At 46.6% G+C, this 16,880-nt stretch carries 13 protein-coding genes and 1 tRNA gene; 4 read left to right on the top strand and 10 right to left on the bottom strand.

Annotated features, from left to right (window positions below; all coding sequences use genetic code 11):
* Nucleotides 1–218: 218 nt before the first annotated feature.
* The 4 genes from QUB77_RS14915 to ribBA all read right to left on the bottom strand — a co-directional run bounded on the left by QUB77_RS14915 (nt 219) and on the right by ribBA (nt 7,152).
* Nucleotides 219–1,223, bottom strand: coding sequence for an RNA polymerase sigma factor, RpoD/SigA family (locus tag QUB77_RS14915; RefSeq protein ID WP_333177330.1), 1,005 nt, complete (start codon nt 1,221–1,223; stop codon nt 219–221).
* A gap of 889 nt (nt 1,224–2,112) precedes the next feature.
* The gene (locus tag QUB77_RS14910; RefSeq protein WP_333177333.1) at nt 2,113–3,846 is read right to left on the bottom strand and encodes an ATP-binding protein; all 1,734 of its coding nucleotides are present in this window, start codon (nt 3,844–3,846) and stop codon (nt 2,113–2,115) included.
* Nucleotides 3,847–3,944: 98 nt separating this feature from the next.
* Nucleotides 3,945–5,384 carry a pentapeptide repeat-containing protein gene (locus QUB77_RS14905; protein ID WP_333177335.1) on the bottom strand — a complete coding sequence of 480 codons (1,440 nt, stop codon included), beginning with the start codon at nt 5,382–5,384 and terminating at the stop codon, nt 3,945–3,947.
* A 49-nt stretch (nt 5,385–5,433) separates the two neighbouring features.
* Nucleotides 5,434–7,152, bottom strand: a complete 1,719-nt coding sequence (gene ribBA, locus QUB77_RS14900; protein ID WP_333177337.1) for a bifunctional 3,4-dihydroxy-2-butanone-4-phosphate synthase/GTP cyclohydrolase II — start codon at nt 7,150–7,152, stop codon at nt 5,434–5,436.
* A gap of 170 nt (nt 7,153–7,322) precedes the next feature.
* Here ribBA and QUB77_RS14895 point away from each other — a divergent pair, with 170 nt between their 5' ends.
* Together QUB77_RS14895 and QUB77_RS14890 are read left to right on the top strand one after the other, a co-directional pair.
* Entirely contained in the window at nt 7,323–8,171 is an 849-nt protein-coding gene (locus tag QUB77_RS14895) for a site-specific DNA-methyltransferase (protein WP_333177340.1), read from the top strand.
* Nucleotides 8,172–8,401: 230 nt separating this feature from the next.
* On the top strand, nt 8,402–8,587 hold the full coding sequence (locus QUB77_RS14890; protein ID WP_333177343.1) for a hypothetical protein: 186 nt from the start codon (nt 8,402–8,404) through the stop codon (nt 8,585–8,587).
* A gap of 114 nt (nt 8,588–8,701) precedes the next feature.
* Here QUB77_RS14890 and QUB77_RS14885 read toward each other — a convergent pair.
* A tRNA-Phe gene (locus QUB77_RS14885) sits at nt 8,702–8,774 on the bottom strand.
* A gap of 132 nt (nt 8,775–8,906) precedes the next feature.
* Between QUB77_RS14885 and QUB77_RS14880 the strand changes: the two genes are divergently transcribed.
* Together QUB77_RS14880 and QUB77_RS14875 are read left to right on the top strand one after the other, a co-directional pair.
* The gene (locus tag QUB77_RS14880) at nt 8,907–11,615 is read left to right on the top strand and encodes a phospholipid carrier-dependent glycosyltransferase (protein ID WP_333177347.1); all 2,709 of its coding nucleotides are present in this window, start codon (nt 8,907–8,909) and stop codon (nt 11,613–11,615) included.
* A 77-nt stretch (nt 11,616–11,692) separates the two neighbouring features.
* Nucleotides 11,693–12,640, top strand: coding sequence for a cobalamin-binding protein (locus tag QUB77_RS14875; protein WP_333177349.1), 948 nt, complete (start codon nt 11,693–11,695; stop codon nt 12,638–12,640).
* A 260-nt stretch (nt 12,641–12,900) separates the two neighbouring features.
* Here QUB77_RS14875 and QUB77_RS14870 read toward each other — a convergent pair whose 3' ends face one another.
* From QUB77_RS14870 to ybeY, 5 genes are all read right to left on the bottom strand, one after another.
* Nucleotides 12,901–13,530 (bottom strand): fasciclin domain-containing protein, encoded by a 630-nt coding sequence (locus QUB77_RS14870; RefSeq protein ID WP_333177352.1) that lies wholly within the window; start codon nt 13,528–13,530, stop codon nt 12,901–12,903.
* 165 nt (nt 13,531–13,695) lie between these two features.
* Entirely contained in the window at nt 13,696–14,478 is a 783-nt protein-coding gene (locus QUB77_RS14865; protein ID WP_333177356.1) for an MBL fold metallo-hydrolase, read from the bottom strand.
* A gap of 280 nt (nt 14,479–14,758) precedes the next feature.
* Nucleotides 14,759–15,346 carry an aminodeoxychorismate/anthranilate synthase component II gene (locus tag QUB77_RS14860; protein ID WP_333177358.1) on the bottom strand — a complete coding sequence of 196 codons (588 nt, stop codon included), beginning with the start codon at nt 15,344–15,346 and terminating at the stop codon, nt 14,759–14,761.
* A 178-nt stretch (nt 15,347–15,524) separates the two neighbouring features.
* Nucleotides 15,525–16,037: a diacylglycerol kinase family protein gene (locus QUB77_RS14855; RefSeq protein ID WP_333068132.1), complete on the bottom strand. Its 513-nt coding sequence runs from the start codon at nt 16,035–16,037 to the stop codon at nt 15,525–15,527.
* A 161-nt stretch (nt 16,038–16,198) separates the two neighbouring features.
* Nucleotides 16,199–16,735 (bottom strand): rRNA maturation RNase YbeY, encoded by a 537-nt coding sequence (gene ybeY / locus QUB77_RS14850; protein ID WP_333177361.1) that lies wholly within the window; start codon nt 16,733–16,735, stop codon nt 16,199–16,201.
* Nucleotides 16,736–16,880 lie beyond the last annotated feature (145 nt).

Raw genomic sequence — 16,880 nt, 5'->3', positions numbered from 1 at the left:
TACGATTTTCTGTCCGAAGACTACGTAGTGAAGCAATCTCAAACCCTTGATTTAAGATCGATAGTGCGTAACTCCTGTTTTAGATTAAAGAATGGAATAATTAGGAATGACCTATTACCTAATTGTGTGAATCACGGGCTTACAGTTACATTCTTCTTTCAAACTGGTATAAACGTAAAAAAAAGTTGAGATTTTGGGACATCTCAACTTTTTAGTGACTAACTAGCCAAGTATTCTCGGACTTGAGATTGGCGGCGACGCAGGTGGGCGAGGGCTTGATGTTCTAGCTGTCGCACCCGTTCCCGGCTGAGATTTAGCCGTTCTCCGACTTTCGCCAGAGACATTTCTGTGCCGTCTTCCAAACCGAAGCGCAGAATTATTACATCTCGCTGCTGGGGGGTAAGTTCTGATATCAAAGTATCGAGGTCTTGCCGCAGCAATTCCGAGGTAATGTAGTTGTCGGGAGATGCCGTTTCGTCTTCTAAGAGTTCTTGCAGTTCGGTATCTTGGTTGTCTCCTACCCGCAAGTCCAAAGAAACTGGATGTCTTGCCATCAGCAGGTATTCCCGAATTTGGGAAGGGTGCAGTTCGAGGGCGGTGGCAATTTCCCCAGGGGAGGGAGACCGGCCCAACTGCTGGGTGAGTTCCCGCTGCACTTTTTTGATTTTGTTGAGTTTTTCGGTGATGTGAATTGGCAATCGAATGGTGCGGGCGTGTTGGGCGATCGCGCGGGTAATTGCTTGCCGAATCCACCAGTAGGCATAGGTGGAAAATTTGTATCCCCGCATCGGGTCAAATTTTTCGACTCCTCGTTCTAAACCAAGAGTACCTTCTTGGATTAAATCCAAGAATTCCATATTGCGTTTCTGGTATTTTTTGGCGATCGCCACTACTAGCCGCAAATTCGCTTCAATCATCTTTTGCTTAGCCCGCCGCCCTATGTGTAAGATGCGGCTAAGTTCAGGTTCGGTCAACTCCATTTCGGCAGCCCACTCTTGATTCGTCAGATCCCGCTGCCATTCTTTAGCAAGTGCTTGTTTTGCTTCGATTAATTTCATCATTTGCTGCACCTGCTTCCCGAAAACAATTTCTTCTTCTCGGGTTAGCAGGGGTACGCGACCGATCTCGTGCAGATAGGTACGAACCGTATCCGTTGAGGAGTATGGCCGGCTGCCCATGCGATCGGCTTTCACTGTTTTGTTTTTGGGGGTTGTGGTGGACATGGGTGAGTATTGCACTCCTTGTAACAACAGATAAAAAGTTGGTGATACCCTGTCCCACTTTTACAAGTGGGATAAAGACTGCGACAAAGGGGATGTTTCCCTCATGTTTATCGGTGACGATCGGTAGAAGCTTTTTGTTTGGGATTACTTTTGTGCTGGATTTTCCAGTAATCCCCGTCGATTTTCGGTAGCTCGCTAGCTTTAACGGCTAGTTCAAGGCGAAGTGAAGCAAGAGTTTAGTTTTCTCAATATTATTCCCAATTTTGAGGATCGTAAAGGGTAAAAACCTCTGTCTTAAGGTCAAGATTCTACATTTTTCCTTAAGGTTTTGAATTCCCTGTTAGTTTTAACTGCAACTTAACTTGACAATACTCATGCAAATAGGCTCAGGCAAACAGACTCATGCAATTCGAGGGCTTTTTTTGCTCTCTGTTCTATCATCGCTTGAAATTTTCTCGCTGCCTAGATGGTGGGATGCGAGATAACCGAACTCCATCGCCGTATTAGATGCGAGTAACTGTTTAAAATATTTATTGACATTTTTATTTAAATATGCTAATCCAATTCTGCTACGAGTAACGACAAGGTGTATAAAGGCTGGCTGTTGCCCTGTTTGACTTTCATTGTGCCCCTACGCTCCATCATCTCCATCATGTTTAAGCTTATGCAAATTTTGGGCAGTTTAGGATGAGGGGTGAGGGGGTGAAGGGGGAAAAGCTTCTGACTGAAAGCTGGGGGCTAATTTTTTGAGGTTCGATCGCACTTTTGCGTTTATAACTGAGGCAAAAATCTGATATTTCTGTCATTGCCAGCGATCGCCAATTCTGCGCCCAGACTAATTTAGAGTAACCTTTGCCTAAGTTCTGTAATGAATCTAGCAGTTGTCAATCTAAAATCCCAAATCCATTTTAGCAGCTTCTGCCTCGGCAAATACTTGTTCGTCGGGCATTTCTTGCCAGTCAATATCCCCGATTTCTCTGTAGAATTGCTCGTCGTAAGGACGAGTCTGCACGACTACGGGCATCGGTACGGCGTGCCCCAAAACTAATGCTTGCTGTTTGGAGTCGAGTTTTGCCAAAACTGAACGCAAACTCTGCCCTCCTGAAACGCCAGTAAAAATAGCATCGATGTCTTTATCATCGTTTAGCAAAGCAGTAATGCGTGTTCCGACTTGCGACATGACTTCGGCATCGATGCCGGAGGGACGCTGGTCTACAATCAGTAGGGTGACAAAGTATTTTCGCATTTCTCTGGCAATTGTACCGAAAATAGTCGATCGCACGATCGCCGGATCGAGAAAGCGGTGAGCTTCCTCTATGGTAATCACCAACGGCTGCGGGCGATCGCACGGATTTTTGCTCTGCAAAAACTTCTCAGCTTTCCGCACGTAAGCTTGGTGAATCCGGCGAGTAATCACGTTTGCCGCCAACATATAGGACAGCAAATCCGAGTGCGAACCGAACTCAATTACTACATTTTTTCCACTATCTAAACACTGCAAAACTTCAGTTACATAATTTTTTGGACAGCGTTTCCGAATGTATTTCAAATCATTCAATCGCTCTAACTTCCGCTGCAAAGCCATTATCGAAGACTTATTTCCCCGCTTTTCTTCGCAAAACATTTGGATATCTTCGTTGGTCATTTCCAGCAACTTGTTGATCCAACCACTTCCCAACTCATTTCGCAAAATAATCGCATTTTCGATACTAGCTTCCGACAAATTTAGCTCGCGCTGCACCAGCGCGATGTCTTCCACTTCAATTTGATCGAAACTTAAAAACAACTCTTGAGCGTCGCGGACTCCCCGGCGTTTGGTCGATTCTGGATCGAGGGTATAAATCTGAATTTTATCGGGAAACAACTGCCGCAAACCTTTAACAGTGCTGAACTGTTTCCCTTCAGAAACAGCTTCCCACCCGTACTCCGAGTGCATATCAAAAATTAGATTAACAGCAGCTTGCTTGCGAATAATTCCCGACAATAGCAAGCGCGTCAGAAAAGATTTTCCTGTTCCCGACTTGCCAAAAACGCCGTTGCTGCGTTCCACAAATCGGTCTAAATCCAAGCAAACAGCAACATCCATGTCAATCGGTTTGCCGATCGCAAAATTGCGGCGGTACGGGTCATCTTCCCAGCCAAAAACTGCCCGAAAATCAGTTTCTTTGGCATCAAACACCTGCGAAAAGTGGCTGGGAATAGTTTTGACAGGTAGCAACTCAATATCCGCGCCGGTTTGTGACTCAAAAGAAGCCAAATTTCCTAACGCCAGCTTATTCTCGCGAACTCCGCCGTTTTTCGTCGGGTCGAAAATTGCCTGCTGTTTTTCTCTTTCAGCAGTCAACATCAACATCGGCGACAGTTCGATCGTACCGTAGGTGCTGCTACCGGCTAGCACTGCGAGAAGAAAATCGTCGTCGGGATTGGGAGGATTCGATAAAATGCGGGCGCTAGAAGTTCCGAGAGACACGTCGGTGAGCATACAGAAAAAGTGCGATCGCACCCCCCGCACTACTAGAAATTTCCCCACCCTCATATCTTCCACCGAAACGTCGGCGTGCAGTCGCACTTCTAATCCCTTGCTCAGGGAACCTTGAATAACAGAGCCTAACGGTCGATCCATTTTAGATTTTAGATTTGAGATTTTCGATTGTTAATAATCGGGCAATTTTCGCGGGGCGAGTTTTGATTGTAGATTTTCGATTGTTAACAGTCAACTAATTACCATTCCGATTCTAGTGGCAATTCAAAAAAACTCGGACTCAGATGTATATCGGCCAAATCGGTTTCGCTCAAATAAGCATCGGTCAAAAATACCCCTTTTAAACTTGCGCCTTTGAGGTTAGTACCTTTCAGGTTAGCACCTCTAAGATTAACTCGGAATAAATGAGCATCGCTCAAGTCTGCCTCAGTTAAATCTGCTCCCTCCAAATTTACTCTCATCAAATCTGCTTTTCTGAGGTCAGCTTCGTTTAACTTAGCGCCGCTGAGGTCAGCTTTTGTCAAGTCTACACCTCTCAAGTCTGCCCCGCTCAAGTTAGCGAACAGCAAAGTAGCTCCGGTGAAATCTGTCTCCCTCAAATCGGCATCCCTTAAATTAGCGCCGCTGAGGTCAGCCCTTGTTAAGTCTACACCCCGGAGGTCAGCAGAACTAAAGTTTACTTGGTGTAAAATTGCGCCGCTTAAATCGGCTCCTCTCAAATCTGTTTGCTCCAAGTTTGCACCTTTGAGGTAAGCTTTTTTTAAGCTGGCTCTGCTGAGGTCTACATTTTTGAGATTGACCGAACTTAAGTTAGAACCGCTCAAATTAGCTCCGCTTAAATCTGACCCGTTTAAGTCGGCTCCGGTTAAGTTTACCCCTTGCAGCGATACATTGGGAGCAATTAAATAAGCTCCGCCCAGAGAGGGGTCAATGCCTTCTGAAAACAATGTTTTGTTGCTGTAAACAGCTTTCTCCAAAATTGTGCCGCTCAAACTAGCTTCCCTCAAGTCCGCTGCGCTGAGGTTGGCTCCTGTTAAGTTTGCCCGATCGAGTTTTGCGCCAAATAAAATAGCTTTGTATAAGTTTGTCCGCCGCAAATCGGCTCCTTTTAAATCGGCTTCGGTCAAATCTACCATAGCCAGATTTAAGCCAGGGAGCGAAGCATTGGGAGCTAGCAAAAATGCTCCCATTGCACCCGGATCAATATCCTCGGGAAAGATAGTCCGGTTGTTATATACCGCCTTGTCTAAAATGGCGCCACTCAACTGAGAACCGCGCAAATCTGCCCCGCTGAGGTTGGCTCTGGTTAAGTTGGCTTCGTGGAGATTGGCTCCAACTAAATTAGCCTTGATCAAACTTGCTTGTTGGAGGTTGGCGCCCGTGAGTTCGGCTCCTACCAGAGTAGCTTCTCGGAGGACAGCACCAGTCAAATCAGCTCTAGTGAGGTTAGCTAAATTAAGAAATGATTCAGCTAAATCCGCCCCGCTGAGATTAGCGCCGCTGAGGTCGGCTTCGATCAGGTCTGCATACCTGAGATTAGCGTCGCTGAGGTTGGTTTCTCGGAGGTCGGTGCCTCTGAGGTTTGCTCCCCGGAGTTCCGCACCGCCGAGGTTGGTGCCTTTAAGCGCTTGTCCCCTGAGGTCGAGCCGGTGCAGAAAGTCACCAACGTTCATTTCCATGTAAATTCGCCCTTTCTATTCTTTGAGCATAGCTTGGCATTCCGATAGCTCAATCGGGAATAGGAGCAAAACTATAAATTTTTTGAGGTTGAAGCCTCGCGCACGCGGACGCGACTTGTCCGAGGGGGAAGGTTTCTCGATCGAGCTGGACTTGCAGGGTTTTGAGCGGATCTCCACCGGAGGAAACCATGAATTCTAATGTTTGCAAATTCGGCTCAGTGCTGATTTCGCCCAGAATTTTGCTGATCGCCCTGACATAAGGATGGTTTGGATCTTTGTACCAGTCGGGGGCTGCGAGTCCGGCTTGATCGAAGCCGAGGTGAACGATGAGGGAGCCTTCTCCGAAAAGGGCTATTCCCACCGGCCGCGCTTCTTCTTGCAGCAGCAAGTGCTGGTTAGCCGCCAAATGCCGCAGTTTTTCGAGGTGTTCGTACCGATTTTGAATAGCAGCATCTTCCTCTTTTCCTTCTGTTTTCTGGCTTCTACCTTCTTCCTTCGTTTCGTTCCACTGAATCGCCACTGTTACTAAATAAGTTTGCAGTAGCATATGACCGAGTTTTTCGGCTTTTGTTGCCAGATAGATCGAGTTGTAATCTGTGGCTTCAATTAGTAAGGGGACGCGATCGGCTACTTCAATCCCGTAACCTTTCAAACCTGCTATTTTGCGGGGGTTGTTGGTAATCAACCGAATTTTTTTAACTCCCAAATCGTTGAGCATTTGTGCTCCGACGCCGTAGTTTCGCAAGTCGGCGGGAAATCCCAACCGTTCGTTGGCTTCTACCGTATCCAATCCCAAATCTTGCAGCGAGTAAGCTTTTAGTTTATTTACCAATCCAATACCTCGACCTTCTTGGCGCAAGTAAATGATGACGCCAGAACCGACATTTTCGATCATTTTCAGTGCCGCTTGCAGTTGCATCCGGCAGTCGCAGCGCAGGGAACCCAAAGCATCGCCGGTCAAGCATTCGGAATGCACCCGCACCATCACGGGTTTGTCTTTAAATTCTGCCGGGTCGCCCTTGACAATAGCAACGTGTTCTGAATTGTCTTGGGTGTCGCGGTAGGCGTAAATCATAAACTCGCCGAATTGAGTGGGCAATTTGGCGACGGTTTCGCGGCGGACGAATCGATCGTGCTTGAGTCGGTAGCTAATTAAGTCGGCAATACTGATTATTTTTAGGTTGTGGAGTTTGGCGTACTCGATTAATTCGGGCAACCTCGCCATCGAACCGTCGGGGTTTTGAATTTCGCAGATGACGCCGCTGGGATACAGGCCCGCGAGTCTGGCGAGGTCAACCGAAGCTTCGGTGTGACCGGCGCGTTTGAGGACGCCACCGTCGATCGCCCGCAGGGGGAAAATGTGACCGGGACGGCGCAAGTCTTGAGGTTTGGTGTCCGGGTGGATGGCGACTTGGATGGTGCGGGCTCTGTCTTCGGCGGAGATACCGGTACTGACGCCGTTGACTGCATCGATGCTGACGGTGAAGGCTGTTTGGTTGTTGTCCGTGTTTTTGCTGACCATGAGGGGCAGTTCCAGGCGATCGAGCCTTTCGCCACTTAAGGCCAGACAAATCAAACCCCGCGCGTTCACGGCCATGAAATTGATGTTGTCGGGGGTGGCGAATTGGGCGGCACAAATCACATCGCCTTCGTTTTCGCGATTTTCGTCATCGACTACTACCAGGGGGCGACCTGCTTTGAGGTCTGCGAGGGCGCTGTCAATTGAGTCAAATTGAAAGGATTGAGTTGAGGTGTTGTTATTGGGCACAGAGAAGTTCAAGCTATAAACAGTAATGTTATGGAAATAGAATCTATTTTTGATTGTAACCTTTTGTTTCCGGCAGGGCGATTCCCCAGTCCAGATGAGTTTGACAATATTTCTAAACTCACTTACTATAAATTTTACACTTTGTCAACAAAATATCTCTCTAATATTTCATGAGCTTGACTGATATCGCGAAGATTCTAGGTAAACCGTACTTTCAAGCTCCTAATTGCGTAATTTATAACATGGATTGTTTGGAAGCATTGAAGGTGCTGCCCGCTCAATTTGTAGATTTAACCGTTACCAGCCCGCCTTATAACATCGGCAAAGAGTACGAAAAATCCTTGGTGTTAGATGAGTATTTAAACTGGTGCGAGCAGTGGATAGCGCAGGTTTACCGGGTAACGCTCGATCGAGGAGCGTTTTGGCTGAATTTAGGTTATTTGTCAATTCGCGATCGGGCCAAAGCAATTCCGATTTCATACCTACTTTGGGACAAAGTGCCTTTTTATCTGATTCAAGAAGTTGTCTGGAACTACGGCGCGGGAGTTGCGGGCAGCAAGTTCTTTTCACCTCGCAATGAAAAGTTTCTATGGTATGTAAAAAATCAAGATAAGTATACATTTAATTTGGATGAAGTGCGCGACCCAAATGTGAAATATCCGAATCAGAAAAAGAATGGCAAGATTAAAGTAAACTTAAAAGGCAAAAATCCGACGGATGTTTGGCAGTTCCCAAAAGTTACGTCTGGGAAAAACCGAGCTTCAAAAGAACGCACGCCTCACCCCGCTCAATTTCCTGTTGCTGTTGTCGATCGCATCATCAAGTCTGCATCAAATTTAAACGACATTGTTTTAGATCCGTTTATGGGTTCCGGGACTACAGCAATTGTGGCTCTGGGTTTGCAGCGTCAAGTTATTGGATTTGAAATTAGGGCTGATTACTGTGAGATTGTCGCTAATAGAATAGATAATTTTTTGGGCGACAAGGAAATCAGAGAAGCACAGTTATCTTTATTCTAAAGTTGGTAAATTGCAGCAACTTAATTTAAATTGTCCTTGAGCGGGCGATCGGTCTCAAGCGATCGGCCCTCAAGACGATCGCACTGCCCAGAAAGTAGCGCTATTCTTAGAAAAGGGATTTGTGTTAGCGAGACTCCCGGAGATTTTTATGAATATTACTTTGAGTCCTGAGCAGGTGAAATTAATCGAAGCACAATTAGCACTCTTGTCAGTTTAGCTCGCCGGAAGAGGTGATTACAAAAGCCCTCCAGACTTTGACTCAAACGCGGAAGCTTTATTGGGAGTGGGTGGAGGAGGTTCGCTCTTCGGTGGAGGAAGCGGAGGCGGAACTATCACGGGGTGAGGGAATCCCGTTAGAGACTGCGTGCGAGCAATTGCAGGAAAAGTTTCGCAAGGCACGAGAGGTTCAGGGATGAGCCGATGCTTTGTCTCTCCAACTGCAAGCCGAGACTTGAATGCCATTGGTGATTATTTTGTTGGCTCAACTTTATACATAAAAAAAAGCCCTCAACTTTGTGAGGGCTTTGCGATGCCAGGAACGAGACTTGAACTCGTGACACGTGGATTTTCAGTCCACTGCTCTACCAACTGAGCTATCCCGGCTTGTTTTTTCGCGCTTTACTATCTTAGCAGACACATACAGAATTTAGCAAGCACTTTTCTAAATTAATTTTCGATCGCCCGGAACCGCCCGCCTGTAAGCTAAAAGCTGCAACCTAAAATCCAAAAATCGCAATGGCACAGCAACATCGGGACAGCGGGAGTAAGAGTCTGCTTGTCTTGGGCATAATTTGGCTGCTGGGGGCAATTAGCGATCGCCTCTGGTTTGCCCTCGATCGATCTGTCCCGGCGTGGGATCAAGCAGACTACCTGACTAGCAGCCTGAAATACTTGCAGGCATTGCAGCATCCTCAGTGGCTTTCCGGGGAGTGGTGGACAAACTTCTGGCTGCTTTCGACGAAAATTCCGCCCTTGGCATACATCTTAACCGTTCCGTTTCTTCAGGTTTTCGGTACTGGGGGCGATCGGGCAACCCTCGTTCATTTATTATTTAGTGCAATTCTCCTCGCCTCAGTCTACAGTCTGGGCGTCCAACTGTTTAACAGGCAAGTCGGTTTGTGGGCCGCTGCAATTTGCGTTTTGTTACCGGGACTTTATCGGTTCCGCTTGCAATTTTTGCTCGACTATCCCCTCACTGCTGCGATTACTTTTGCTTTCTATTGTCTGACTATGTGGAAGGCTTCTGAAGGAAGAAGGAAGAAGGAAGAAGGAAGAAGGAAGAAGGAAGAAGGAAGAAGGAAGAAGGAAGAAGGAAGAGAAATCAAGGAAGATTTTCCCCATTCTCCGGATCTCCCCCTCTCCCCCTCCCCCAATCTCCCCCTCTCCCCCTCCCCCAATCTCCCCCTCTCCCCGTCGTCTTTCTTTTGGGCGATCGCCTTTGGAATTTCTCTCGGCTTATCAATATTAGTTAAACACACTACCGTATTATTTCTGTTTACCCCGATTGTGTGGTTGGCTGTGGGTGCGGTGCGGCAAAAAGCTTGGGGAAGATTAGGTCAGTTAACTGGTGCTCTGTTGCTGTCGGTGGCGGTGTTTGGGCCGTGGGCGAAAACCAATTGGCTGTTAATTTTGACCGGGGGAAAACGGGCAACGCTGGATTCTGCGATCGCCGAAGGAGATCCGGCCCTCAATACGATCGACGCTTGGATTTACTACGGTCAACACTTACCCGAACACATTTCTTGGCCTCTGTTACTTATTCCCTTAGTAGGATTGATACTTTATTGGCGTCGTCGGCAAAATAGTTCGTCAATCTTGCATCTCAACTCCTGCCGATGGCTGGCTGTTTTCTGGGGAGGAGCTTATTTAATTAATTCTCTAAATATCAACAAAGACGACCGATATGTGATACCTTATTTGCCCGTTTTATCTATTTTCTTAGCCTACTGTTTAACGCTGTGGCCTTCTCGGTGGGGACGACAAATTCGCTGGGGTACAATTGGCTTGGCAATTCTGGCAATGCTGTTGCATATCTGGCCGCTGGGAGGTGCTTTTGGACATAGCTTAGCCCAAATTATCAGTCCCGGCAATTCTCACTATCCTTACTTGGGGAAAGAGTGGCCGCACCGAGAGGTAATTGCAGAGATTATTGATAAGGAACCTTATTTGCAATCTACTTTAGGCGTGTTGCCTTCGACGCCGGAAATTAATCAGCATAATTTAAATTTTTACGGTGCTTTGGCGAATTTTCAGGTTTACGGGCGGCAGGTGGGAACGAATTTAAAAGACGTGCCGCAAGATGTGCGATCGCTCTCTTGGTTCGTAACTAAAAGTGGCCCGCAAGGTTCGATTCGGGAACGGATTAAACAAGCTCAAAAGGCAGCGGTTACTGCGATTGAAAAAGGCGATAAATTTGAGTTACAAAAAACTTGGATTTTGCCAGATTATACTAATTTAAATCTTTATCGCAAGCGAGTACAGCCTGTCGAAATACAGCCGTTGAATGAAGCGCGATCGCAAGTACAATTAGATCGAGTTACTGTCGCTGCAAAAGCAGTTCCCGGAGTGGCGCTGCCGGTTACTTATACTTGGTCTGGGCCTTGGCAGCAGTTGCAGTCTGGTTTAGTGTTGGTAACGTGGCAAAATCAGCAGTCTGGCAATATTCCACCGGGACAGACTTTCAGGATTTTACACGATCGCGCGATCGCCCAGGCGACTTTGCATCCGGGGATTCTGGAAGCGGATAAATTTGCTGTGGGGTTTCGAGTTGTCGATCGCACGGCGATGCTTCCTCCTGCTAATATTGCACCGGGAACTTACCATCTGCAAGCTACTTATCTAAATCGGAAAACCGGCGAAACTTATCCGATTAATGTGTCGGCAGTTAGTGTTAAGATCGAGGCAGAGCCTCTGGATATGCGTTCTCAGGCAGAGCGTGGAAACGAGGATAATACAGATAAGCCTGAGTTAGATTTGGTGACTCAATTGCGAGCGATGGCGGTTAATTTACCCAAAGGATTGCCAGGTTTAGAACCTGTGTTCGAGCAGATTGGGCGCATCAATCAGTACGATCCAATTCAAGATTATACCGTGCAAGCGGAACAAACGTTAGAATATCGGTTGAAACAGGAACCAAATAATCTAGAATTGGCTTATGCTTTGGCATTTTCTAGAGTATTGCAGCAGAATGTCGAAAGTGCGATCGCAGCCTTAGAAAAAGTCACTCAACTCGACTCAAAAAACCCTTACGCTTACGCCTATCTCGCTTTCGTACACCTGTACGGCTGGCATCCCAAAGCTGCTCAAACAGCCTTAAAACCCGCTCTCGCTCTTAACTCCAATCTACCGGAAATTAGAATTTTAAACGGTGTATCGGCTCTGATGCAAGGTAATCTCATTCAAGCATGGCAAGATTTGCAATACTTAAAAAAACTAAAAATTTAACAATCCCTTTTATAGTGGCACGGGCGTCCCGCCTGTGCTTTGCCTGTACTTGCTAAGCAGTAAAAAACAGAAAACCAATGAACCAACCAAGAATTGTCTCTCTAATTCCCAGTGCCACCGAAATTGTAGCACTTTTAGGATTAACCGATGCAATTGTGGGTCGTTCCCACGAATGCGACTATCCCCCAGAAATCCAAAATTTACCTGTTTGCACTCAGCCTAAATTCAATCCCGAAGGAACTAGCAGCGAAATTCACAACCGCGTGACAGAATTGTTGCAAAATGCCCTAAGCGTGTATAAAGTAGAAATAGATACTTTGGAAAAATTGCAGCCGACTCACATTATTACTCAAGCTCAATGTGAAGTCTGCGCTTGTTCTCTAACAGAGGTTGAACAAGCAGTAAGCACGCTGGTAAATAGCAAGCCGGAAATTATTTCTTTGCAGCCGAATCTGCTAGCAGAAATCTGGACGGATATTCAGCGAGTTGCTGAGGCTTTGGGTGTAGATGGCAAAAGTGCGCTCGACCTTTTGCAATCCCGCATCAATGCTATTACCTCGAAAACACAAGCATCATCTATTCTTACCACAAAAGAGAGATTTCCCAAAGTAGCCTGCATCGAGTGGATTGAGCCTTTGATGGCTGCGGGTAACTGGATTCCCGAATTAGTGGCAATGGCGGGAGGCAATTCGCTATTTGGAATTGTCGGGGAACATTCCCCTTGGTTAAAATGGGAATCGCTAGTAGAAGCTAATCCCGATGTAATTATTTTCATGCCTTGTGGGTTTGATTTAAACCGCACTCGCAGCGAAGCAATGCAGATAACTAAATACGCAGAATGGCCTAATTTGCAAGCTGTAAAAACGGGGAAAGTTTACATAACTGATGGCAATTCTTACTTTAATCGACCGGGGCCGAGATTGGTTGATTCGTTAGAAATTTTAGCTGAAATTCTCCATCCCGAAATCTTCGATTTTGGCTATCGGGGTAAGGGTTGGCAGCCATTTTTTTCAGTTGACAGTTGACAGTTGACAGTTGACAGTTGATAGCGACCTCTAACTGGAAGGAAGAGGATTGGAGTAATGAATAGTCTTCTTTTAATTTCTCCCTAGAAGGGTTCCGGCTTTAAACCAATTCTTTGTGGTAAGTACCTGCTGCTAGCTAAAGCTTTATCTGTATTAATTCTGAATTGCCTGCCATACAAATAAGGACACAACAATGTTGTGTCCTTACTTCCCGTTCATTTAACCGAATTCGATCTCAATTGATGCAAAAACCCCTAGTCTTACTTCGCATCGGGCGGCATCAGCACCTTGTCAATTACGTGAATCACGCCGTTGCTAGCTTTGATATCAGCTTTCACAACATTAGCGCCGCTGACAGTAACTTTGCCTGCGTTAACTGCTACCTTCAGCGAGCTGCCTTCCACACTTGCAACATCGCCGGATTTTAGGCTAGTTGATACAACCGAACCAGGAACAACGTGGTAAGCTAAAATCTTAGTAAGTTTGGCTTTGTTTTCCGGTTTGAGCAAATTCTCCACAGTTCCTTCTGGCAAAGCAGCAAATGCCGCGTCTGTCGGTGCAAAAACAGTGAAAGGGCCTTTTCTTTGTAAAGTTGCAACCAAGTCGGCTGCTTCCAAAGCCTTTGTCAGCGTCTTGAATTGAGGGTCGCCCGATGCAATACCAACAATATCCTTAGCAGCGGAAGTTGATGCCGGTGAAGCGCCAGTTGGTGCCGGTGAAGCAGCGGTTTTCACATTTCCTGCAACTTGTTGAGTTTGAGTTGCATTAGCAACATTGGTGTTGGAGGTGATGTGAGCCCAAGCAGGGAAACCGATTAACGCGCTAGCGCCGATTATTCCTGCGAAACCTGTCAATTGTTTCATCCAGCTAGGTAAATTTTGATTTTTCATTTCGCTTGCATTTCCTTATGAGATAAAACAGTGAACATGAATTGTTATGTTAGCCAAATCTCGACAAAAGGCAAGGTTGCCAGAGGCTAAGGTAGAGAGAAATTTCTCTTGCATCCCCGATCGAACAAAACTTCCTTAATATAACGCAACCTAAGAAATCTGGCATCAACCGCTAAATCTGTAACTCAAAACCTCAATCACCGAACCCGTTTGGGGTAAGTCAGCAGCTTTGATCGAAATCGTGTCATTATTCAATCGGCGCACCGGCGTACCATCCATCAGCGCCAAGAATTCATCTAGCGGCACTAAATCGCACGCAGCAGCATCGGCGGCTTGGGTTTTGAAATGTGTCGGAATCACCATCTTCGGTTTGAGAAGTTGCAAAGTTTGCTTCGCTTCCGCCGGAGTGTAAGCTTTCGGCCCGCCGCCCACGGGAATCAGCACTAAATCTGGCCGCCCGATCAAGATTTGTTCTTCAATGCCGATCGGGCCAGCAACTCCGCCCAAGTGTAAAATCTTAACGCCCGCTTGCTGCCACAGCCAAGCCACATTGACCCCAAATCGCCTTCCTCCCTCACGGTCTTTTTCCGTCCGAATCCCTTGAATCCGCAGCCCGTTAGACCTGTAAGCCCCTGGCTCGTACAAAAGGCCGGGATTGCCCGCAAATCCGTCGATCGCCCCTTCATCAAGCAAGCGACTGCTAATCAGAATCAAATCTGTTGGCACTTTAGGAGAGCGATAGCCTGCGGTACAGCCTAGGGGGCGAAAAGGATTCACCAGCACCCTCGCACCGCCTCCGGCGAACAAGAAGCAAGTGTGGCCCAACCACTGAACCGACAAAGAATCAGCAGTTTGAGCTTGATAGCTTTCCCATGCAGATGGTAAACCAGTGAAGAAAGCTGCTAGCAAACCCGTCTGTGCGTAACGTATTAATTGTCGCCGTTTCATCTTGTGGTTGCGGTTATCGGGTGTTGGTCGTCTGTTGTTATACCACAAAACACCGCCAGGTGCGAAAAGTGCGATCTAGTTTTAAGGTAAGGTGCGCAATGCGCACCCTACAAATCCAGAAATACTCAACCGTAAGGTGCGCATTGCGCACCCTACAAACTTAAAAACACTCAACATTAAGGTGCGCAATGCGCACCCTACAAATCCAGAAATACTCAACCGTAAGGTGCGCATTGCGCACCCAAAAGCTTTACAGAAAAACTCACAATTCAAAACCCAACTAAAGTCTTTCTAAGAAATTTCGCAATAATTGCTTTCCGGAAGTCGTCAAAATACTTTCCGGGTGAAATTGTACACCTTCAATGTGCGGATATTCCCGGTGCCGCACGCCCATAATAGTTCCGTCTTCAACCCAAGCGGTAATTTCCAAAACTTCTGGACAACTCTGCTTTTCAATTACTAAACTGTGATAGCGAGTTGCAATCATCGGCGATTCCACGCCCTGAAAAACTCCGACTCCTGTGTGTTCTACCTGAGAAGTTTTGCCGTGCATCAACAGGGGTGCAGAAACAATTTTGCCGCCGAATACTTGACCGATACTTTGATGTCCGAGGCACACGCCTAAAATTGGCAGAGTCGGCCCCAACTCTTTGATTAATTCCAGAGAAATTCCCGCATCTTCCGGCCGTCCCGGGCCTGGAGAAATCACCACGGCGGCAGGCTGTAATTGGCGAATTTCTGTTAAAGAAATTTGGTCGTTGCGGTAGACTTGCACTTCGCTTGCTACGGGCAACTCAGCACCGAGTTCTCCTAGATACTGTACCAAATTGTATGTAAAACTGTCGTAGTTATCGATGACTATAATCACGGGTTAAGTTAGATTTTAGGTTTTAGATTTTAGATTTTAGGTTAACTCGCTGTCTGAAAGCAAGGGTTTCAAGATTTTAGATAGATGCCGAAGATAAAAATAGCTGCAATATAGACGAATAAAACTAAAAATCTCAAATTTGTCATCTAAAACCTAAAATTTGCGATCGCCCAATAAGTTACTGACGGGCGATCGCAATTTGAACGACTGCCCACAAAGGAGGCAGCAGAAGTGCAGTACCGACGATGATCGCAGCCATTGCCGATACCAGAACCGCTCCGGCACCGCAGTCTTTGGCAATTTTGGCTAGTTCGTGGTAAGATTGCCCGACTGTCAAGTCTACCACGGATTCGATCGCCGTATTCAATAGTTCCATTGCTAAAACTATGCCAATGGTGACGCCGATCACAGATATTTCTACAGGTTTCAGTTGCAAAAATAGGCCGAGTCCGATCGCCAAAGTGCCAATAACAGTGTGAATCCGAAAATTGCGCTGAGTTTCAAAAGCATAACTCAGACCCCCCCAAGCGTATCTAAAACTCGTAGCTAAGCTAGATGCGATTTTCCAGGACAGCTCTCGGTTGTATTTCAAGGCTTTTTTAGGCTCGTGGACTGTCTGGCTAGAAGAGTCTTGAGGCATGGGCAGAAACTGTGCGACTTGTGATGAAATTGAGGGTCTATCTAGTGTCATAAAGAACCAACTTTAATTTACAGAGATGAATGAAAGCTAAACTTTTCAAATTAACTTCATCAAGTCTAGGTAACTTTTCTAAGTTTTTACTAAAGTTCTGGTTTAATTTCAGAAAGTTATGTTGGGCCTGACATGATTTGTTAAATAACCATCAACTTCTGTTATGCTGTTTGGATCGTAAGACCGATCGCCAGCAGCAATTTTTCTTGTTGATCGAGCATTTGAGTCAGACTTTCTTCATCCGGGTGATCCCAGCCCAAAAGATGCAGAAAACCGTGGGCTGCCAGCCAAGCTAGTTCGGTCTTCAGGGGATGTCCTTGCTGCTGAGCTTGTCGGTTAGCTGTATCGATCGAGATGACGATATCACCCAAGTATAGGGGTTCAGATGACTGCATTTCCTCTAGCTGAGGACAGTCTACCTCTAAAGCTGCGAAAGCTAGTACATCGGTCGAGCGATCGAGCTGGCGGTACTGGAGGTTGAGGGCTTGCATCTCGGTATCGGCGGTTAAACGCAGACTGACTTCGTAGCCCGGGGCCGCTGGCACATCCGCCGCCTGGTTTTCCAGCCAAACGCTAAACCAATTTTCCCAGGTTTCGGCCCAAATCTCCCCGCTGGGTGCACTCTCAGGGAGGTTGGAAGCGTCGGCTGACTGCTGGGCGACCCCGTAACAGTCTTCGACGTTCACCTCAATTAACATTATTTTGCTCTCCTGTCAAGGGATATATTCAATTTTTTTACAAATTCCAATTGCGCGATCGAACGGCAGGGGATTTTGCTGTTGCTGGAAAGATACAGTAATCTGTTAGAGATTGCAACAGGCAGGCAGAACAATCAGCTTAACT

This window comes from Microcoleus sp. AT9b-C3, assembly GCF_036705485.1.
In the GTDB taxonomy this organism is placed as follows: domain Bacteria; phylum Cyanobacteriota; class Cyanobacteriia; order Cyanobacteriales; family Microcoleaceae; genus Microcoleus.
Note: the sequence above shows the minus strand (reverse complement) of the source record. Positions and strands in the feature narration are given on the sequence as shown.

Coding starts and splice junctions, on each gene's coding strand:
- QUB77_RS14915 (WP_333177330.1), bottom strand. CDS start 1,223: ATGTCCACCACAACCCCCAAAAACAAAACAGTGAAAGCCGATCGCATG.
- QUB77_RS14910 (WP_333177333.1), bottom strand. CDS start 3,846: ATGGATCGACCGTTAGGCTCTGTTATTCAAGGTTCCCTGAGCAAGGGA.
- QUB77_RS14905 (WP_333177335.1), bottom strand. CDS start 5,384: ATGGAAATGAACGTTGGTGACTTTCTGCACCGGCTCGACCTCAGGGGA.
- QUB77_RS14895 (WP_333177340.1), top strand. CDS start 7,323: ATGAGCTTGACTGATATCGCGAAGATTCTAGGTAAACCGTACTTTCAA.
- QUB77_RS14880 (WP_333177347.1), top strand. CDS start 8,907: ATGGCACAGCAACATCGGGACAGCGGGAGTAAGAGTCTGCTTGTCTTG.
- QUB77_RS14875 (WP_333177349.1), top strand. CDS start 11,693: ATGAACCAACCAAGAATTGTCTCTCTAATTCCCAGTGCCACCGAAATT.
- QUB77_RS14870 (WP_333177352.1), bottom strand. CDS start 13,530: ATGAAAAATCAAAATTTACCTAGCTGGATGAAACAATTGACAGGTTTC.
- QUB77_RS14865 (WP_333177356.1), bottom strand. CDS start 14,478: ATGAAACGGCGACAATTAATACGTTACGCACAGACGGGTTTGCTAGCA.
- QUB77_RS14855 (WP_333068132.1), bottom strand. CDS start 16,037: ATGACACTAGATAGACCCTCAATTTCATCACAAGTCGCACAGTTTCTG.
- ybeY (WP_333177361.1), bottom strand. CDS start 16,735: ATGTTAATTGAGGTGAACGTCGAAGACTGTTACGGGGTCGCCCAGCAG.